This window comes from Shouchella rhizosphaerae, from assembly GCF_900142675.1.
GTDB lineage: Bacteria > Bacillota > Bacilli > Bacillales > Bacillaceae_D > Shouchella > Shouchella rhizosphaerae.
This window is the reverse complement of record NZ_FRBS01000003.1, coordinates 349979-367576: the sequence shown is the minus strand read 5'-3', so window position 1 is coordinate 367576 and position 17598 is coordinate 349979. Positions and strand designations below refer to the sequence as shown.

Here is a 17598-nt window from a genome sequence, read left to right as displayed (position 1 = left end):
AACACCAAAATATTTAACGAAAGCGGAAGTGATGAGAGTGAACAAGGCAAGAATTGTAATCGCTGGGGCAGGATATGGCGGCATGAATACAGCGGTTACGCTGTCAAAGAAGTTAGGGCCAAATGATGCATCCATTACCCTTGTAAACAAACATGATTACCACTACCAAACAACTTGGCTCCACGAACCGGCTGCGGGAACGCTTGAGCCTGACCGGACACGGGTCAAGATCGCCGATGTTTTAAACACAAGTCGGGTCAATTTTGTGCAAGATGAAGTGTTGGAAGTAAAAACCGACGAAAAGAAAGTCATGTTAAAAGAGGGCGAGCTTGAATATGACTACTTAGTGCTAGCGCTAGGAGCAACAGCTGAGACGTTTGGCATTCCTGGCGTACACGAGCATGCTTTCACAAAATGGACGCTTAACGGAGCGCGCCAAGTCAAAGACCATATTGATGCCCAATTTGCTAACTATAACAATGTAGAGGACAAGCATGAAGGGTTACTCACATTTGTGGTTGCAGGTGCAGGATTTACAGGAATCGAGTTTATTGGCGAACTTTCAGAGCGTGTGCCTGAGCTTTGCAAAACATATGATGTGCCTCGTGAAAAAGTAAGGTTGTTTGTCGTTGAAGCAGCACCAACTGCGTTGCCTGGCTTCGATCCAGAACTGGTTGAATACGCTATGAACTTGTTAGAAAGCCGCGGCGTTGAGTTTAAAATCAACACACCGATTAAAGAAGTCACTGCTTCTGGTGTCATTGTCGGCGAAGGGGAAGAAATTAAAGCGGAAACGGTTGTTTGGGCGACTGGTGTACGCGGAAACCCTGTTATTGAGAAATCAGGATTTGAAGCAATGCGCGGCCGTGTCAAAGTCAATCCTGACTTGCGTGCTCCAGGCCATGATGATGTTTTCATTATTGGCGACTGTGCACTTATCATTAATGAAGAAATTAACAGGCCATATCCGCCAACTGCGCAAATCGCGATGCAAATGGCGAAAACGTGCGCGAATAACTTAATTGCCTTGAACAAGGGGAGCACGGACCTTGAAACCTTCAAGTTTGACAATAAAGGGACTGTCGCTTCTCTTGGCGGAAAGCAAGCAATTGGCGTTGTTGGCTCCCGCAAAATTTACGGCGGCACAGCAAACTTTATGAAAAAAATGATTGATAACCGGGCACTCTTTATTCTTGGCGGCCCACTCCTAACGTTGAAAAAAGGCAAATTTCCTTTTTAATAAGCGAAGCGGGACGAATTTTGCTTAGCCAAAATTCGTCCCTTTTCTATGTTCAGAAGCTCAGATTGATGCCGACTTGTTATAGTGTTTGCGGCTGACGTTCGTATGATCGTTTGCTACGGCTCGTCTGACAGGCTTTCAATCGTTTCGACTTTGTCGACAACAGGAAGCTTTTTTAGTACACTAAGTTTTGTAGGAGGGCGCTTACATGAATGAAATCCATATACTGCAACTGATCGTATCGATTTTGCTGTTTTTTGTTTTGTTTGCGGGTATCGGTTTTTTGCTTAATATGGTGCTGCGGTTAACATGGATTATGGCGTTTCTTTATCCGATTGTGGTGTTGCTGATTGTTAATGAAGAACCTTATCGCCAATATATCGCTGCTCCAGGACAAGCATTTGCGGCTTTGTTTGAAAAAGTCGTGTCTCTTCATCTAGCAGACTTGATTATTTTGACTAGCGGCTTTTTAGGTGCCGTTGCTTCGGGGATTATTATGAAACTGCTCCGCAAAGCGGGCTATCAAATGTTTTAAGCAAACAGGCGTGATTTTAGCCTGTTTTTTTGTGCATATTCTCTCTTTTGCTGGCAATGCTGTAGAAAGAGGAGTGTGACGAATGCTTAAATCAACCCACTTAAGAAAATGGATGTTTCGCGGGGTAATGGTCGTTTTGTTTATGGCTGCCTTGCTCACAACTGTTCATATCTTTACGAATTTAACCGTTTTTCATTTTCATTCTCTACCGAACGTCGAAAAACGCACTGCTGTCCAAGCAAAGACAATTCCAGGTGTAACAGTACCCGTTTACAAAATGGTGGAAGAGGAATTGGATACCAGTCTTTATGAACGGACAAGAGTAACTGCCACGGGCTATACGGCAGGAGTCGAGTCAACTGGGAAAGCGCCTGGCGATCCTGCTTATGGCATTACTTTTTCTGGATTGCCGGTGGAGCGTAATACGTATTCCACGATTGCTGCCGATCCTGCTGTGTTTCCGATTGGCTCTATTTTATTTGTACCAGGTTACGGGTATGGGGTAGTGGCAGATACAGGATCGGCTATAAAGGGGAAACACATTGATTTATATTATCCTACCGTTTCGGATGTTTATAACGAGTGGGGGAAACAAGAGCTTGACGTGTACATGATTAAAAAAGGAAGCGGCGAATTGACGCAAAAAGAGCTTGATGATTTAAATAGCGATGCGTCTATACATGTGTTTCGTAGTCGCACATAATGGCACGGACAGGCTGTTCAAAAGCCTGTCCGTTTGCGTTTAACCTATGAACCATGTATGCAATAGCAACGCGAGGATAATTCCCAGCAACGCGCCGAAAAATACTTCAATTGGCTGATGGCCAAGTAACTCTTTTAGTTTTTGTTCGTTTTCTTTTTTAGGCCACGTTTTAATTTCTTCAACAAGCTTGTTGAAATCTTGCACGAGCTGGTTTAACACAGTGGCATGGTAGCCTGCGTGGCGCCTAACGCCTGTAGCATCAAACATAACAATAATGCCGAGGACAGCAGATACGGCAAAAAGGGAAGAGTCCAACCCATGCTCTATCGCTACGGCAGTAGACAAGGCGGTAACAGCCGCTGAATGAGAGCTAGGCATCCCACCTGTGCTTGTGAACAATGAAAAATCAAGTTTTTTTGTAGCAAAGAAGGCGAGTGGAATCTTAATCGCTTGCGCAATAATAATTGCCATAAATGCCGCCCAAAGCGGGAAATTATCCAAAATTTCCATGTTCTCTTCCTTTCGCTGATAAGCCTCTTTAATTCGTATAGTATAACATACGTTCATAGCGATTTCCTTGACGGGATATTGATTTTTTGTAAGGGATTTTAGTCGCTATGGTATACTGGCAGTGAGGAGGGAATTGCATGTTTTATCTAACAGATCAATGGACAACGGCTTCGTCTGAAGAAGTGCTCGTTGTCGGTATATGGAAGAAAAAGCCTTTTAGCGGTATAGTGAAGGCGCTAGACGAGGCATTGGCAGGACAGCTAGGAGAGTTAAAAAAGCAAACCATATTCCCAAAGCAAAGCGGCGGTATTCTTACCATTCCTACACTTAGTTTGATTGCAGCTAAACGTATTTATGCGGTCTACTTAGGGGAAGAGGATGGATTCGGGGCAGACGAGTTGCGGGAATATCTCGGCCATGTAGGAAAGCAACTAAAAAAAGAACGTGTAGAAACTGCAGGCGTGTTGCTAGATGGCTTTGTGACAGAGGCTGTTTCGCCGGAAGACGCTGCCTTCGGAATTGGAGAAGGCCTTGCTCTTGGCAGCTACGATAAACAGACGTATAAAGAAAAGAGCAATGAACCGATTAGAAGCCTTGCAAAAGTGACGCTTTATAGCAACAGAGAAGGGCTCACCTTTTATGCTGATCGAGGATATACATATGGAAAGGGGACAAATTTGGCGCGCAAGCTCGTGAACATGCCAGGCAACCTCTTAACGCCAAGCGACTTGGCCAATGAATCTGAGGCGCTTGCTAAAAAATACGGCTTTTCGTTCAATGTTCTTGAGCGAGAGGATATGGAACGCTTTGGAATGGGGGCGCTATTAGCTGTCGCTAATGGAAGCGATCAACCGCCAAAAATGATCATTATCCGATACGATGGCAATCCTGAAAGCGACGATGTAACAGGGCTTGTCGGAAAAGGAATTACGTTTGATTCTGGTGGCTATTCGTTAAAACCTCCTGCCAGCATGCATGAAATGAAAAACGATATGGGCGGAGCGGCAGCAGTGCTTGGGGCGATGGCGATTATTGGTGATATGAAACCGAAAGTCAATGTCTTGGCCGTCATCCCATCAAGTGAAAATTTAATTAATGGCTCCGCAATGAAGCCGGGTGATGTCATCTGTTCACTAAGCGGCAAAACAATCGAAATGCGCAATGCAGACGCCGAAGGGCGTTTGGTTTTAGCAGATGGGATTACGTATGCGAAACAGCTTGGCGCCAAACGGCTTATCGATGTAGCGACGTTAACAGGCGCTTGTGTGGTGGCTCTTGGCCACGAAACGACTGGGGCAGTCGCTAACGATGATGCGCTCATGGAGGCGGTGAAAGCAGCAGGCGACAAAGCTGGAGAGCCAATTTGGCGGTTTCCAAGTGGAAAAGGGTATAAAAAGCTGTTAGAATCGAGCGATATCGCCGACTTAAACAATTCACCTGGACGCCCAGGTGCAAGCATAACAGCTGGGTTGTTTATCGGTGCCTTTGCTGAAAAAACGCCGTGGGTCCATCTCGACATTGCTGGAACGGGTTATTTAAACAAAGCAACCAACATTGGTCCAGCAGGAGCCACAGGTGTGATGGCGCGGACATTAGCCCATTATGTGGAGTCGTTAAGCGAAGCATAACTTACTTTCGTTTCCCATTTTTTGTTCTTGTACGCATGGGGAAATAAGATTATAATACGGAGTAAGGATTCGTGTGAGCAGATTGTTTCTGGACGAGGAAGGAGAACAAAATGATTGAAACGGCCTATGTCGAAATAAAGCGTACGCGCGAACTTGGCACCATGGGGCGAAAATGCCGTGTTTTTCTTAACGACCATTTTGTCGGTGCATTAAAACGAAAACAAAAAATGACGATTGAAGTTCCAGCAGGCACCCATACGCTTTTTGCTACAAATGATGCATCCTTTACGGAACCAGTAAAATTGTCTGTTCAAGCAGGCGACACTATTTCTTACCAATTAAAAGGGCGCCGCAACAAATCATTATCGTTTACAAAAATTATTGCTTTTTAATGAAACGCTAAAGGTTATGCCTTTAGCGTTTTTTATTTTGCCTATTTATATGTTTGCTGATCAATGGGAGGCGTTTTAATCTTTGGCAGCACGGCAATGGTTGACAGAAAAAAACAGCCGTGGTAACGTAGTAAATGTTTTCGTTGTTTAATGATTTAATAAGATAAAGGAATGGGTATGTATGAATGCTGTTGTCGTGGCGGTTGGCTTAATGCTGCTTTTGAGTTTGCTACGTGTGCATGTCGTGTTGGCTTTAGCGATTTCGGCTATTGTCGGCGGGCTTGTCGGCGGGCTAAGTTTTAACACAACTATCGAAGTTTTTACGGCTGGATTAGGAGGCAATGCAGAAATTGCTTTTAGTTACGCTCTGTTGGGTGGATTTGCGATTGCGCTAGCTAAAACAGGGTTACCAGACTTTTTGATTAGCAAACTCCAGCAATGGATGGAACGAAAAGGAGAGAGCAGGCAGCAGACGTTGACAAAAATGTTGCTTTTTTTAATGTTGACTATTGTTGCGTGTATGTCACAAAATCTTATACCGATCCACATTGCTTTTATTCCCATTTTAATTCCGCCGATTTTGACCATCTTAAATCAGCTACAAGTAGACAGGCGTTTAATTGCTTGTATTCTTACTTTTGGCCTCACTGCTCCGTATATGCTTCTCCCTTATGGGTTCGGCCAACTTTTTCATCGGATCATTGCCGACAATATGGCACAAAGTGGGCTTGTCATTGATATGGCGATGATCCCTGAAGCGATGCTGTTGCCGACGGCAAGTTCTGTACTTGGTTTGGTGCTTGCCGTATTTGTAAGTTATCGCAAAAACAGAGCGTATCATAACGAACCACTTGCTGGGTTTGAGCACGCTGAAGAACAGCAACCTTATACAAAGTGGACACTGACTGCTGCTGGAGCAGCAGTAGTCGTTACAGTTGCTGTGCAGTGGGCATACAACGACTCGATGATACCAGCTGCGTTGTCTGGCATTTTTGTATTGTTGGCCACAAGAGCTGTGCAATTTCGCATAGCGGACGATATGATTACCGATGGGATGAAAATGATGGCTTTTATCGGCTTTGTCATGCTAGCCGCGGCTGGTTTTGCTGATGTAATCAGGGAAACTGGACACGTAGAAACGCTCGTGGCCGACGTCGTTGCTACGATTGGAGGCAATAAAGCAATTGCGGTAGCGGCCATGTTTGCTGTTGGGCTAGTCATTACTTTAGGCATTGGTTCATCGTTTTCGACCATCCCGATCATTGCCGTTTTATTTGTGCCCCTTGGAATGGAGCTAGGCTTATCGACCATGGCGATTATTTCGCTCATTGGTGCAGCAGGGGCAATTGGGGATGCAGGAGCGCCTGCATCTGATTCAACGCTTGGCCCTACGGCAGGCTTGAATGCCGACGGCCAACACAACCATATTTGGGATACATGTGTCCCGACTTTTCTTCACTTTACTGTTCCGCTGTTTATTTTCGGTTGGATCGCAGCAATGATCTTATAGGAAAGAATCGGAACGAAAAAAACGCAAGCGTTCGCAGGGAGCGCTTGCGTTTTGTTATTTTACAGCGTCTTTTAATTGTTTGCCTGCTTTAAATGCAGGCGTTTTTGTAGCAGCAATATCGATTTCTTCGCCTGTTTGCGGGTTGCGTCCTTTTCTTGCTGCCCGCTCGCGGACCTCAAAGTTGCCGAAGCCAATTAGCTGGACACTTTCACCTTTGCCAAGTGACTCAGAAATTAAATCAAACATGCTGTTAACGGCAGCCGATGCATCTTTTTTTGAAAGCTGGGTGCGTTCAGCAAGGGCATTAATCAATTCTGTTTTATTCATCATACCACTCCTCAAATGACTAATTGGTAAGTTCTGCTACCATCATACCCACATAGTGAGTTTCTATACGTTTTAAGCGCTTTTTTTTCGCAAATGATGCAATGTCGCGTTTATTTCCGCGCCGACAATGAGGATAATCCCAGTCAGGAAAAACCAAAACATGAGAATGATGACGCCTGCCAATGGGCCGTATGTGCTTTCGTAATTGGCGTAATTGCTGACATATAGGGAAAAGAAAAAAGAAATTAACTGCCAGCCAATTGTGGCAAAAATAGCGCCTATTAGCCCATCGCGAAAACGCTGCTTGGCGTTAGGCGCAATCCAGTATAACGCCATAAGAGCGACAATCATGATCGCAAATGCCGCAATCCAACGGAAATTATCGAGCATAGCAACAACCTCGGTCGGAAGGAGCAAAAACGCCTCAAGAAGGTTTAAAATTTGATTTCCGAATACGGGAAGCGCGAGTGTGATGATAATAAGCAACACCATACCAACAGTCAATCCAATTGCAATGCTGCGGAGCTTTAAAAAATGCCTCGTCTCTTCAATGTTGTAAGCACGATTCACTGAACGAATAAAAGCATTGATGCCGTTTGAAGCAGACCAGAGCGTGCCTAAAATCCCAATTGACAGCAAGCCCGCTTGTGGTTCGCCAATCGTATTTAGGACAATTCGGCTGAACGTGTCACCAATTTCACCAGGAAAATAGGCATTAATTAAGTTTTGCACTTCGTCATTGTTAATTTCAAAAAAGGATACACCGGCGAGCACAAAAATCATCAGTGGAAAAATCGATAAAATAAAATAAAAAGCAAGCGTAGCCGCTAAATCAGGAATAGGGTCGCTTTTTAATTGGGCAATCAATTTCTTTGTAAATAAACGAGCAAAACGCAAGTCCATATTCTCCCTCCAGACATGAAACAACCCATTGATTTATACCCGCTCTTTTAAAATCATAAACAAACACTTCGACAGGACGACTCATTATCCTATATACTAAAAGGAAATGCAAAAGGAGTGGGTACGATGCCTTCAGTAGAAAGTTTTGAACTTGACCATACGATTGTAAAGGCCCCGTATGTCCGCCATTGTGGGAAACACAAGATTGGCAGTGACGGCGAAGTGAACAAGTTTGACATTCGGTTTTGCCAGCCTAATAAAGAAGCGCTAAAACCTGGCGTGATTCATACGTTAGAACATTTGCTTGCTATTAACATTCGCCGTTTTTCAGAGGAATATGACCATTTTGATGTCATCGATATTTCGCCAATGGGGTGCCAAACCGGCTATTACTTAATAATGAGCGGAACCCCGTCTGTCGAAGAAATCATCGATGTTCTTGAAAAGACAATGACGTATTCGCTGTCAATTGAAACCGTTCCTGCGGCTACGGAAAAAGAATGTGGGCAAGCGGCATTGCATGATTTGGAAGGAACGAAAGAAGTCATGCGCAAATGGCTATCTGAAGACAAAGGTTCATTAAAGCAAGTATTTTAAATGAGAAAAAGCTGCATATCAATGTGCGGCTTTTTTCTATAGATACAAGGAAGGCAGGCGTTTTTCCTTCATTTTTCATTAGACCAATTTAGCTGCTTGTGTGGTATCATTAGGAATACAAAAATGCTGCAAGAAAGAACAAACGATGGGGGGAGAGCGTCCATGTTAGACCAAAAAGCTTATGAAATTTTACAGATTATTGAAGCGAATGGACGTCTGGAATCAAACAAAATTGCAAAAATGGTTGATTTGACTAGCGAAGAAGTTGATCAATATGTAAAAGAGCTAGAAGATAAAAATGTCATCCTTAGCTATTCGGCAGTTGTTGACTGGACGAAATTGCCTGCCAAAGAAACCGTTACAGCGACAATCGATGTGAAAGTCGCTCCAAAAAGGGGCGTTGGTTTTGATGAAGTTGCCGAGCGAATTTACCGTTTTCCAGAAGTGAAAGCACTGTATTTAATGTCTGGCGCATACGACTTGTCTGTCGTGATCGAAGGCAAGACGATGCAAGAAACAGCCCGTTTTGTGTCAGAACGCCTATCGACGATTGATTCCGTCTTATCAACGACGACCCATTTTCAATTAAAAACATATAAACATGATGGCGTAATTTTTAAAGAGCCAGAGTCTGACAAACGAATCGTGGTGAGCCCATAATGGAGAAAGTAGCGATGACTTCCTATTCCCGCTTATCAGACCGTGTTTCAGAAATCAAGCCTTCAGGCATCCGCCGCTTTTTCGATTTAGCTTCGCAAATGGAGAATGTGATTTCATTAGGTGTCGGTGAACCGGATTTTGTGACGCCATGGAATATTAGAGAAGAAAGCATTTTCTCTCTTGAGCGAGGGTATACGGCATATTCAGCGAATGCCGGTTTAATTGAGTTGCGCGAGGCGATTTCGCATTACATGGAAACAAGATTTGCCGTTTCATACAATCCTGATACAGAAATTTTGGTCACAGTAGGAGCTAGCGAAGCGATTGACCTTGGCATGCGGGCGATTTTAAATGAAGGAGACGAAGTGATTATCGTTGAGCCGACTTTTGTTTCTTATGCGCCCCTTGTCACAATGGCAGGTGGCGTTCCTGTGCCGGTTGGGACGTCGGCTGAAACAAATTTTGAAGTGCGGCCTGCTGATATTGAAGCAGCTGTTACCGATAAAACAAAAGCAATCATGATTTGTTACCCAAATAACCCAACCGGATCCTCGATTAGCAAAAAGTGTTTAGAGGACATTGCCGCCATCGTCCGCAAGCACAACCTGTTTGTTTTTTCTGACGAAATTTATGCCGAACTAGCCTACGACAAAGAGCATGTTTGCTTTGCGACCCTTCCTGGCATGAAAGAGCAAACAATTGTCATTAATGGGTTTTCCAAAGCATTTGCGATGACAGGCTGGCGCGTCGGTTTTGCCCTAGCCCCTCCTGATCTTTTAGGAGCGATGTTGAAAATCCACCAATACAGCCTTATGTGTGCGCCAACAATGGCCCAATACGGAGCGCTTGAAGCGTTGCAACACGGAATGGATGATGTAGAACGGATGAAGCTGTCTTATCAACAAAGACGCAACTTCTTTGTGAAAACAGCGAAAGAAATTGGTTTGCCGTGCCATCATCCAGACGGCGCCCTTTATGCATTTCCATCGATTGCCCATACAGGGTTTACGTCAGAAGAATTTGCGGAAGCCTTATTAAAGGAAGAACGTGTCGCTGTTGTGCCAGGTTCTGTGTTTGGTGAGGGCGGAGAAGGGCATATTCGTTGCTCTTATGCAACTTCGCTAACCCACTTAGAAGAAGCGCTTGAGCGGATTGGACGCTTTTTAAGAAGGCTCGAATTGCGCTAATAAACAGAGCGAAACACTTGAATAAACCGAAAGGATCGCATAGATTTAGCGTTGCTTTGCAAAATAAGGCTATGCTTGCTATGTATGTTTGGAGGGAGACAAATTGGAACTGGTAAGGCAAAACAACCCGTTAATCCACTGTATGACAAACGACGTGGTGATGAATTTTACCGCCAATGGCTTGCTTGCTATTGGCGCTTCGCCAGTAATGGCTTTTTCCGCTGCAGAAACGGAAGACATGGCCTCTGTGGCAGATGCGCTTCTCCTTAATATAGGCACACCCTCCAACGAAGGGGTCGACTCGATGGTTTTAGCGGGAAAAGCGGCAAACAGAGCAGGCAAACCTGTTATTTTTGACCCTGTTGGAGTAGGGGCTACGCCGTTTCGAAACGAAATATCAAAGCGGATTTTAAACGAAGTCGACGTTGCCGTCGTTCGCGGAAATGCTGGGGAAATTGCTGCCCTCCTTGGACAGGCAGGTACGGTAAAAGGTGTTGATGGCAAGATCAATGCTGATGTGAAAGAGCTATGCCTGCAGGCCGCTAAAGCGCTTCGGACCGTTGTCGTAGTAACAGGAGAGGTGGACGCTGTTTCAAATGGCGAACAACTAGTAGCCGTTGCAAATGGTCACGAGTGGCTCACGAAAGTCGTGGGTACAGGCTGTTTGCTCGGAGGTGTGATTGCTGCTTATGCTGCTGTTCAGCCTAATAGTCTTGTCGACGCTGCGGTTGAAGCACTTGCCTTTTATGGCGTTTGCGCAGAACAAGCATATGAGCAAACTAAGAAAGAAGGAATCGGCTCTTTCCAGCAAACATTTTTAAATGAGCTCGGCAATATGACGGACGAAAAAGCGGCTGCTTTGAAACGAGTAGAACAGATTTGTTAGGAACGAAGCTAGACTTGGATCGAGCCACATGCAGCGAATGAGACTGTGTGGCCTGATCGCTTATGTAAAGGAGCAACCAATGATTAATCATTTTCAATCGGCCAATTGGCCTGATGCTATTGGCGCCAATTTGCTTGCCAAAGGGATAAAAGAGCCAACCGCCATTCAAGCTGCGGTGATTCCGGCAGCTTTGGCTGGTGGGAATATAGTGGCCCGTTCTCAAACGGGAACGGGGAAAACACTTGCTTATCTCATGCCACTGCTTGCTAAAATTGATGTTTCCAAGCAGGCGACACAAGCAGTCATTGTGGCTCCGTCCCAAGAATTGGCGATGCAAATTGTGCAAGTTTTAAAAGAAACAACGGACCATACAACGATTACAAGCATGCCGTTCATAGGAGGCGCCAATATAAAACGGCAAATAGAGAAATTAAAAAAAGGCAAGCCCCATATAGTCGTAGGGACGCCTGGGCGGCTGCTTGAACTGGTTCGCTTGAAAAAAATCAAATTGGCAATGGTCCACACATGTGTGATTGATGAAGTAGACAGGTTTGTAGAAGATGAGCAGTGGGCTGAAACGGAAGAACTGGGAAAACGGATTGGCCGAGATGCCCAATATTTGTTTGTATCGGCGACAGTCCCAGATAAGCTCGAAGAAAAATTAGCGCTATTCGCGCCTGCGATTAAACGGATTGAAGCGAAAGGTTCCCTTGTTCCTGCCAGTGTCGAGCACTTATGCTTGTGGGTGGAAGCGAGGAATCGTGTTGATGTAACGAGAAAACTAATTGCTGCTGAGAACATTGAAAAAGGGATTGTGTTTGTCAACCATTTGCAGAGGCTAAATGAGACGGTGGAAAAACTGCGCTTCCGCAAAGTGAAGGCGGTGGCACTCTCTTCTGAAAGTGGAAAACAAGAGCGGGAAAAAGCGATTGCTTCGTTTTCTGCAAATGAAGCTCATATTTTGGTGGCGACAGATGTCGCTGCACGTGGCCTCGACCTTGAAGGGGTGACGCATATTATCCAGTTAGAAGCGCCGTCCGATCCAGACAGTTATTTGCATCGTGCAGGCCGTACAGGAAGAATGCAGCGCAGCGGTAAAGTCGTAACACTTTTTGAACAGCGAGAACACTATAAAAAAGAAAAGTACGAAAAGCAACTCGGCATCGACATAAAAGCGGCTTCCCTTGTACGGGGGCGCTTGGTTTTAACCGATTAGAAGGAAAAATTCGATCATCCTTTACTAAAAGGAAGGTCCTGTGGTAAAATCAAAAGGTTAAAACATGTTTAGGAGTTGTGATTTATGGCGAATTATGAGGAAGGCAGCATCGTTGAAGGGAAAGTTACCGGTATAAAGCCGTTCGGAGCTTTTGTCGCAATTGACGAAAAAAAACAAGGGCTTGTACACATTTCTGAAGTAGCGCACGGTTATGTAAAAGACATCGCCGATGTATTGGCAGTAGGAGATGAGGTAAAAGTAAAAATTATGTCTGTAGACGAGGAGTCTGGAAAGATTTCTTTGTCAATCCGCGCGACCCAAGAAGCGCCTGCTCGCCCGCAAGGGAAACCACGTGCTGGCAAAGGGAAACCTCAAGGCGCTCAACAAAAGCAACAGGGCTTCAATACCCTCGAAGACAAGCTTAAAGAGTGGTTAAAACAGTCCAATGAAATTCAAGCTGATTTGAACAAGCGCGCGAAAAAATAAGAATAAGGTAAAAGCAGCTAGACGGTCTAGCTGCTTTTTTCTTATCGTTGTGGCTCAACTTCGTGGTCACGCCCAAGTTCTTCTTTCGGCTTCATTAAGATTGAAATAGCATACAACCCGGATAAACCGATAAGAGCGTAAATGAGGCGGGAAATAATCGATGCCTGGCCGTTAAAGATAAAAGCGACAAGGTCAAAACGGAAAAAACCGATTAGACCCCAGTTGATCGCGCCGATAATCGCAAGGACCAGCGCAGTTCTTTGAATACCGCTCATCTTTTTCACCTCCCGTTCTGTGCACACATCTGTGATGTGGCTACCTTTATGGTGTGGAATAGCCTTCCAGAATATACGCAATGCTAGTTGGCAATAATCGGTTGGTTGCAATAAGCAATTGTTTTGCAACGGCGTGCAAGAAAAGATACGATAAAAAAGGATGCTTTTTAAGCAAAGGAGGAAATAAGCAAATGGATGCTTTTACTTTTTACAATCCGACCAAATTAATTTTTGGCCAAGGAAAAACCGAACATTTGGCAGAAGAGCTTGTTGTTTACGATCGCAATGTCTTGCTTGTTTACGGAGGCGGTAGCATCAAAAAGAACGGCTTGTATGAAAAAGTCACGAAACAATTAGAATTAGCAGGATGTACGGTCACCGAATTGGCAGGAGTAGAGCCAAACCCACGGCTGACAACTGTGCAAAAAGGAATTGATTTGTGCAAAGAAAAGCAAATTGGCTTTATTTTAGCAGTTGGCGGCGGCAGTGTGATTGATGCGACAAAAGCCATTGCTGTAGGTGCCCGCCATGATGGCGACATTTGGGATATTATTACTAAGAAAGAAACGCCTATGGATGCATTGCCGTTTGGAACGATTTTGACGCTTGCAGCAACTGGATCCGAGATGAATTCTGGTTCTGTGATTACCAATTGGGAAACACATCAAAAAAAGGGTTGGGGCAGCATTTTTAGTTTTCCTAACTTTTCTATTCTCGACCCAATAAATACGCTTTCGGTTCCACAAGACCAAACCGTTTATGGCATTGTCGACATGATGAGCCATGTTCTTGAAGCCTATTTTCACCCAGCGGAGAATACGCCGTTGCAAGACCGGATTTGCGAATCCATTTTGCATACAGTCATTGAAGCAGCCCCGCCGTTGTTAGATGATCTCGAAAATGTGGATTTGCGGGAAACGATTCTTTATAGCGGAACGATGGCCTTGAACGGAATCACGCAAATGGGTGCGCGAGGCGATTGGGGTACACATAATCTTGAACACGCGGTTTCGGCTGTTTTTGATATTCCACACGCTGGCGGGCTTGCGATTTTATTTCCTCATTGGCTCCGCCACAGCATTGATGTCAATCCAGAACGAAGTGCGATGCTCGCTACAAACGTGTTTGGCGTTGATCCAACAGGCAAAGACAAACAGGATGTCGCCCTTGAAGGGATTGACAAGTTAGCTGCTTTTTGGAAACAATTAGGGGCCCCAAGCCGTTTGGCTGATTACGGCATTGATGAAAGCAAACTTGAGCAAATTGCTGACATTGCTTGTGAGAACGGGATTTATGGCAATTACCATAAACTCGGAAAGCCTCAAACACTTGAAATTTTAAAAGCGGCACTTTAAAGGGGAGGCCATATTTTTTCATTCTTCACCAAGCTTTTTCCGTGTATAATGTACGGGAAGGAGAGTGAAAAAAGTGGCCAAGAAACGAGTAGGCATTATTTTTGGAGGAAAATCTGCTGAGCATGAAGTTTCACTGCAATCAGCAAAAAATATTGTTGAGGCGATTGATAAAGATCGTTTTGACGTGACATTGATTGGCATTGACAAACAAGGCCAATGGCATATAAATGAAGCGTCTAATTTTTTACTTAACGCAGATAATCCAGCTTTAATTGAGCTAAATAAATCGAATCAAGGCGTAGCCCTTATTCCTGGGAAGGAAGACAGGCAACTGGTGGGCACGGCAAACCAGTCGGTTCTTGACCAGCTTGATGTCGTGTTCCCAATTGTACATGGTACCCTTGGAGAAGATGGATCGTTGCAAGGGATGTTTCGTCTTGCCAATTTGCCATTTGTCGGGTCAAATGTGCTTGGCTCGGCAGTGAGCATGGATAAAGACATTGCGAAGCGGCTGCTTCAAGGGGCCGGCCTCCACGTTGCAAGTGGGTTGACATTTACCCGTGCTGCTAAGGAAACGATTGATTTTGAGAGCATTGCTGATCAATTAGGGCTGCCCCTATTTATAAAGCCTGCCAACCAAGGCTCTTCTGTTGGTGTCAACAAAGCAACAACTGAAGCTGAATTTACGGCTGCTATTGAAGAAGCATTTTCGTATGACCATAAAGTGCTTATTGAAGCAGCCATTAAAGGGCGCGAAATCGAATGTGCCGTTCTCGGCAATGACTACCCGAAAGCAAGCACTTGCGGGGAAATTTTGCCACAAGATGGGTTTTATTCGTATGATGCGAAGTATATTGATGAAGACGGCGCCAAATTGGCGATCCCTGCAGATTTGCCGGAAGACGTCAATCGCCGTATCCAAGACATTGCCATTCAAGCTTACAAAACATTGAATTGTGAAGGCTTGGCTCGTGTTGATGTGTTTTTAACTGAAACAGGCGAAGTGATCATTAATGAAGTGAATACATTGCCTGGCTTTACGAAAATCAGCATGTACCCGAAATTATGGGAAGCGAGCGGTGTGTCTTATCAAGACTTGATTACAACGTTAATTGAGCTTGCCATTGAGCGCCATGAACGGGACAAACAGCTGAAAAGCTCGGTTTTTGACCGCAATTGACTTGTGTTTTTAGCCTCCGTTCGGTACATTTAAAAGGTACCGAACTTAAGGGAGGCTATTTTTTTATGGCACATATTCAATTTGACTACAGCAAAGCTCTTTCCTTTTTCGGAGAGCATGAAGTTGCCTATATGAGAGAGGCAGTCCGCGCTGCACATAAAGCGCTTCATGAAAAGACGGGCCAAGGAAATGACTTTTTAGGATGGATCGACTTGCCTGTTGATTACGATAAAGAAGAATTTGCCCGCATTCAAAAAGCGGCAGAAAAAATCCGCCATGATTCCGATGTGCTCCTTGTTGTCGGCATCGGTGGTTCGTACTTAGGGGCACGCGCTGCGATTGAAGCGTTGAACCATTCTTTTTTTAACCAACTGCCGAAAGAAAAGCGCAACGCACCGCAAGTCATTTTTGTCGGTCAGAACATTAGCTCAACGTATTTAAGCGATGTGCTTGATCTTCTTGATGGCAAGGATGTATCGGTCAATGTGATCTCTAAATCAGGAACGACAACAGAGCCGGCGATTGCTTTCCGTGTGTTCCGCGACTACCTTGAAAAGAAATACGGAAAGGAAGAGGCGCGCAAACGCATTTACGCAACAACTGACAAAGAGCGTGGAGCTCTGAAAACATTGGCCAACGAAGAGGGATACGAATCTTTCGTGATTCCAGATGATGTTGGCGGTCGCTTTTCTGTATTGACAGCTGTAGGCCTCTTGCCAATCGCTGTAAGCGGCTTAGCGATTGAAGACATGATGAAGGGAGCGGCTGATGCAAGAGAAGCTTTTTCAACAGGTGAATTAAGCGAAAATGCAGCTTATCAATATGCGGCCATTCGCAACATCCTTTACAATAAAGGCAAAACAATTGAATTGTTGGTGAATTATGAACCGCACCTTCATTATGTGTCTGAATGGTGGAAACAATTATTTGGCGAAAGCGAAGGGAAAGACCAAAAAGGGATTTACCCAGCATCCGTCGACTTTTCAACTGATCTTCATTCAATGGGCCAATATGTACAAGATGGACGCCGTAATTTGTTTGAAACGGTACTTCATGTCGAAGCGGTCGACAAACATATTACGATTGAAGAAGCAGAAAGCGATCTTGATGGGTTAAACTATTTAGCAGGAAAAACAATGGATTTTGTCAATAAACAAGCGTTTAAAGGAACAATGCTTGCTCATACTGACGGGAATGTGCCAAACTTAGTCGTTTCCATTCCTAAATTGGATGAATACTCATTTGGTTATCTCGTTTACTTTTTCGAAAAAGCGGTGGCTATGAGCGGTTATTTGCTAGGCGTGAATCCATTTGACCAACCAGGCGTTGAAGCCTATAAGAAAAACATGTTTGCTTTGCTCGGAAAGCCAGGCTTCGAGGAAGAGAAAAACAAACTTGAAAGTCGCTTAACGGACAACTAAACATTGTGCAAACTGGCCAACGCAGTCCATTGGGCTGCGTTGTTTTTTGTGTGTTGACGGTGTATAAGTTCGAGGCTCCTTTCCCACACTAATGGCGATGGAAAAACGAAGGGAGCGATTGGCTTGATCGCACTTGAATCAACAATTGAAGGCAAACAATATAAAGCAAAAGAATTGCAAAGCGTATTGGAATCATTAGGCTACACACTCGGTGGCAACTGGGACTACGACCATGGCTATTACGATTACAAAATCTCGTCGGACAATGGTTATACGTTTTTGCGTATTCCTGTTCAAGCAGTGGAAGGGGAGCTAGGCTCAAAAGACGCTGTCATCCAAGTTGGAACGTTGTACTTGCTAAACCATGTTTATCAACAAGACAACGATGAAGAGTCGTTAAGCGGCGTTGTGCCGGCGGTGGCCGAGGGGCTTGTAAACCAGTTTCAAGCGCCTGTTGACAAGGACGGGGAAGTCTCCGACAAGTACCGCTCGTTAGCGGAAAACTTAGTAGCAGAGCTTGAGCAAACGCTTGTTTGATCATCATTGCGACATGGGGGAAAAGTTGCTAAAGTAATAGCGGGAGGGGG

20 protein-coding genes are annotated in these 17598 nt (G+C 44.7%); 16 read left to right on the top strand and 4 right to left on the bottom strand.

The features are described from left to right. The first annotated feature begins 31 nt into the window (after positions 1 to 31). The 3 genes from BUC05_RS10885 to BUC05_RS10875 all read left to right on the top strand — a co-directional run bounded on the left by BUC05_RS10885 (position 32) and on the right by BUC05_RS10875 (position 2478). Positions 32 to 1240, top strand: a complete 1209-nt coding sequence (locus tag BUC05_RS10885; protein ID WP_035202694.1) for an NAD(P)/FAD-dependent oxidoreductase — start codon at positions 32 to 34, stop codon at positions 1238 to 1240. Positions 1241 to 1448: 208 nt separating this feature from the next. Continuing rightward, positions 1449 to 1775, top strand: coding sequence for a YuiB family protein (locus BUC05_RS10880; RefSeq protein ID WP_011247765.1), 327 nt, complete (start codon positions 1449 to 1451; stop codon positions 1773 to 1775). An 82-nt stretch (positions 1776 to 1857) separates the two neighbouring features. After that, positions 1858 to 2478 (top strand): 3D domain-containing protein, encoded by a 621-nt coding sequence (locus BUC05_RS10875; protein WP_011247764.1) that lies wholly within the window; start codon positions 1858 to 1860, stop codon positions 2476 to 2478. A 39-nt stretch (positions 2479 to 2517) separates the two neighbouring features. Here the strand turns inward: BUC05_RS10875 and BUC05_RS10870 are convergent, their stop codons facing one another. Further along, positions 2518 to 2988 (bottom strand): divergent PAP2 family protein, encoded by a 471-nt coding sequence (locus BUC05_RS10870; protein WP_011247763.1) that lies wholly within the window; start codon positions 2986 to 2988, stop codon positions 2518 to 2520. Between the two features lie 137 nt (positions 2989 to 3125). Between BUC05_RS10870 and BUC05_RS10865 the strand changes: the two genes are divergently transcribed. The 3 genes from BUC05_RS10865 (at position 3126) to BUC05_RS10855 (ending at position 6518) form a co-directional block, all read left to right on the top strand. Then, positions 3126 to 4616, top strand: coding sequence for a leucyl aminopeptidase (locus BUC05_RS10865; protein WP_035202692.1), 1491 nt, complete (start codon positions 3126 to 3128; stop codon positions 4614 to 4616). A 110-nt stretch (positions 4617 to 4726) separates the two neighbouring features. Next, entirely contained in the window at positions 4727 to 5008 is a 282-nt protein-coding gene (locus BUC05_RS10860; RefSeq protein WP_011247761.1) for a hypothetical protein, read from the top strand. A 181-nt stretch (positions 5009 to 5189) separates the two neighbouring features. Next, positions 5190 to 6518: a Na+/H+ antiporter family protein gene (locus BUC05_RS10855; RefSeq protein ID WP_011247760.1), complete on the top strand. Its 1329-nt coding sequence runs from the start codon at positions 5190 to 5192 to the stop codon at positions 6516 to 6518. Between the two features lie 54 nt (positions 6519 to 6572). On the opposite strand, the gene BUC05_RS10850 is transcribed toward BUC05_RS10855, so the two are convergent. Further along, positions 6573 to 6845 (bottom strand): HU family DNA-binding protein, encoded by a 273-nt coding sequence (locus tag BUC05_RS10850; protein WP_011247759.1) that lies wholly within the window; start codon positions 6843 to 6845, stop codon positions 6573 to 6575. A gap of 72 nt (positions 6846 to 6917) precedes the next feature. Next, the gene (locus BUC05_RS10845) at positions 6918 to 7748 is read right to left on the bottom strand and encodes a YihY/virulence factor BrkB family protein (RefSeq protein WP_011247758.1); all 831 of its coding nucleotides are present in this window, start codon (positions 7746 to 7748) and stop codon (positions 6918 to 6920) included. Positions 7749 to 7874: 126 nt separating this feature from the next. Here BUC05_RS10845 and BUC05_RS10840 point away from each other — a divergent pair, with 126 nt between their 5' ends. The 6 genes from BUC05_RS10840 (at position 7875) to yugI (ending at position 12780) form a co-directional block, all read left to right on the top strand. Then, positions 7875 to 8345 carry an S-ribosylhomocysteine lyase gene (locus tag BUC05_RS10840; protein WP_011247757.1) on the top strand — a complete coding sequence of 157 codons (471 nt, stop codon included), beginning with the start codon at positions 7875 to 7877 and terminating at the stop codon, positions 8343 to 8345. Positions 8346 to 8507: 162 nt separating this feature from the next. Next, positions 8508 to 9005: an Lrp/AsnC family transcriptional regulator gene (locus tag BUC05_RS10835; protein WP_011247756.1), complete on the top strand. Its 498-nt coding sequence runs from the start codon at positions 8508 to 8510 to the stop codon at positions 9003 to 9005. Further along, positions 9005 to 10192 carry an aminotransferase gene (locus BUC05_RS10830; protein WP_372513837.1) on the top strand — a complete coding sequence of 396 codons (1188 nt, stop codon included), beginning with the start codon at positions 9005 to 9007 and terminating at the stop codon, positions 10190 to 10192. Before BUC05_RS10835 ends, BUC05_RS10830 begins: the two co-directional genes overlap by 1 nt. 103 nt (positions 10193 to 10295) lie before the next feature. Next, positions 10296 to 11078 carry a hydroxyethylthiazole kinase gene (gene thiM, locus BUC05_RS10825; protein WP_011247754.1) on the top strand — a complete coding sequence of 261 codons (783 nt, stop codon included), beginning with the start codon at positions 10296 to 10298 and terminating at the stop codon, positions 11076 to 11078. Between the two features lie 79 nt (positions 11079 to 11157). Continuing rightward, positions 11158 to 12294 (top strand): DEAD/DEAH box helicase, encoded by a 1137-nt coding sequence (locus tag BUC05_RS10820; RefSeq protein WP_011247753.1) that lies wholly within the window; start codon positions 11158 to 11160, stop codon positions 12292 to 12294. A gap of 84 nt (positions 12295 to 12378) precedes the next feature. Then, the gene (yugI, locus tag BUC05_RS10815; RefSeq protein ID WP_011247752.1) at positions 12379 to 12780 is read left to right on the top strand and encodes a S1 domain-containing post-transcriptional regulator GSP13; all 402 of its coding nucleotides are present in this window, start codon (positions 12379 to 12381) and stop codon (positions 12778 to 12780) included. Positions 12781 to 12821: 41 nt separating this feature from the next. Here the strand turns inward: yugI and BUC05_RS10810 are convergent, their stop codons facing one another. Continuing rightward, the gene (locus BUC05_RS10810; protein WP_011247751.1) at positions 12822 to 13055 is read right to left on the bottom strand and encodes a DUF378 domain-containing protein; all 234 of its coding nucleotides are present in this window, start codon (positions 13053 to 13055) and stop codon (positions 12822 to 12824) included. Positions 13056 to 13246: 191 nt separating this feature from the next. On the opposite strand from BUC05_RS10810, the gene BUC05_RS10805 reads away from it, so the two are divergent. The 4 genes from BUC05_RS10805 (at position 13247) to BUC05_RS10790 (ending at position 17548) form a co-directional block, all read left to right on the top strand. Then, on the top strand, positions 13247 to 14410 hold the full coding sequence (locus BUC05_RS10805) for an iron-containing alcohol dehydrogenase (protein WP_011247750.1): 1164 nt from the start codon (positions 13247 to 13249) through the stop codon (positions 14408 to 14410). A gap of 73 nt (positions 14411 to 14483) precedes the next feature. Next, positions 14484 to 15590, top strand: coding sequence for a D-alanine--D-alanine ligase (gene ddlA, locus BUC05_RS10800; RefSeq protein ID WP_011247749.1), 1107 nt, complete (start codon positions 14484 to 14486; stop codon positions 15588 to 15590). 65 nt (positions 15591 to 15655) lie between these two features. Beyond that, complete coding sequence (locus BUC05_RS10795) at positions 15656 to 17011, top strand: glucose-6-phosphate isomerase (protein ID WP_011247748.1); 1356 nt, start codon at positions 15656 to 15658, stop codon at positions 17009 to 17011. Between the two features lie 123 nt (positions 17012 to 17134). Further along, positions 17135 to 17548 (top strand): YugN-like family protein, encoded by a 414-nt coding sequence (locus tag BUC05_RS10790; protein ID WP_011247747.1) that lies wholly within the window; start codon positions 17135 to 17137, stop codon positions 17546 to 17548. Positions 17549 to 17598 lie beyond the last annotated feature (50 nt).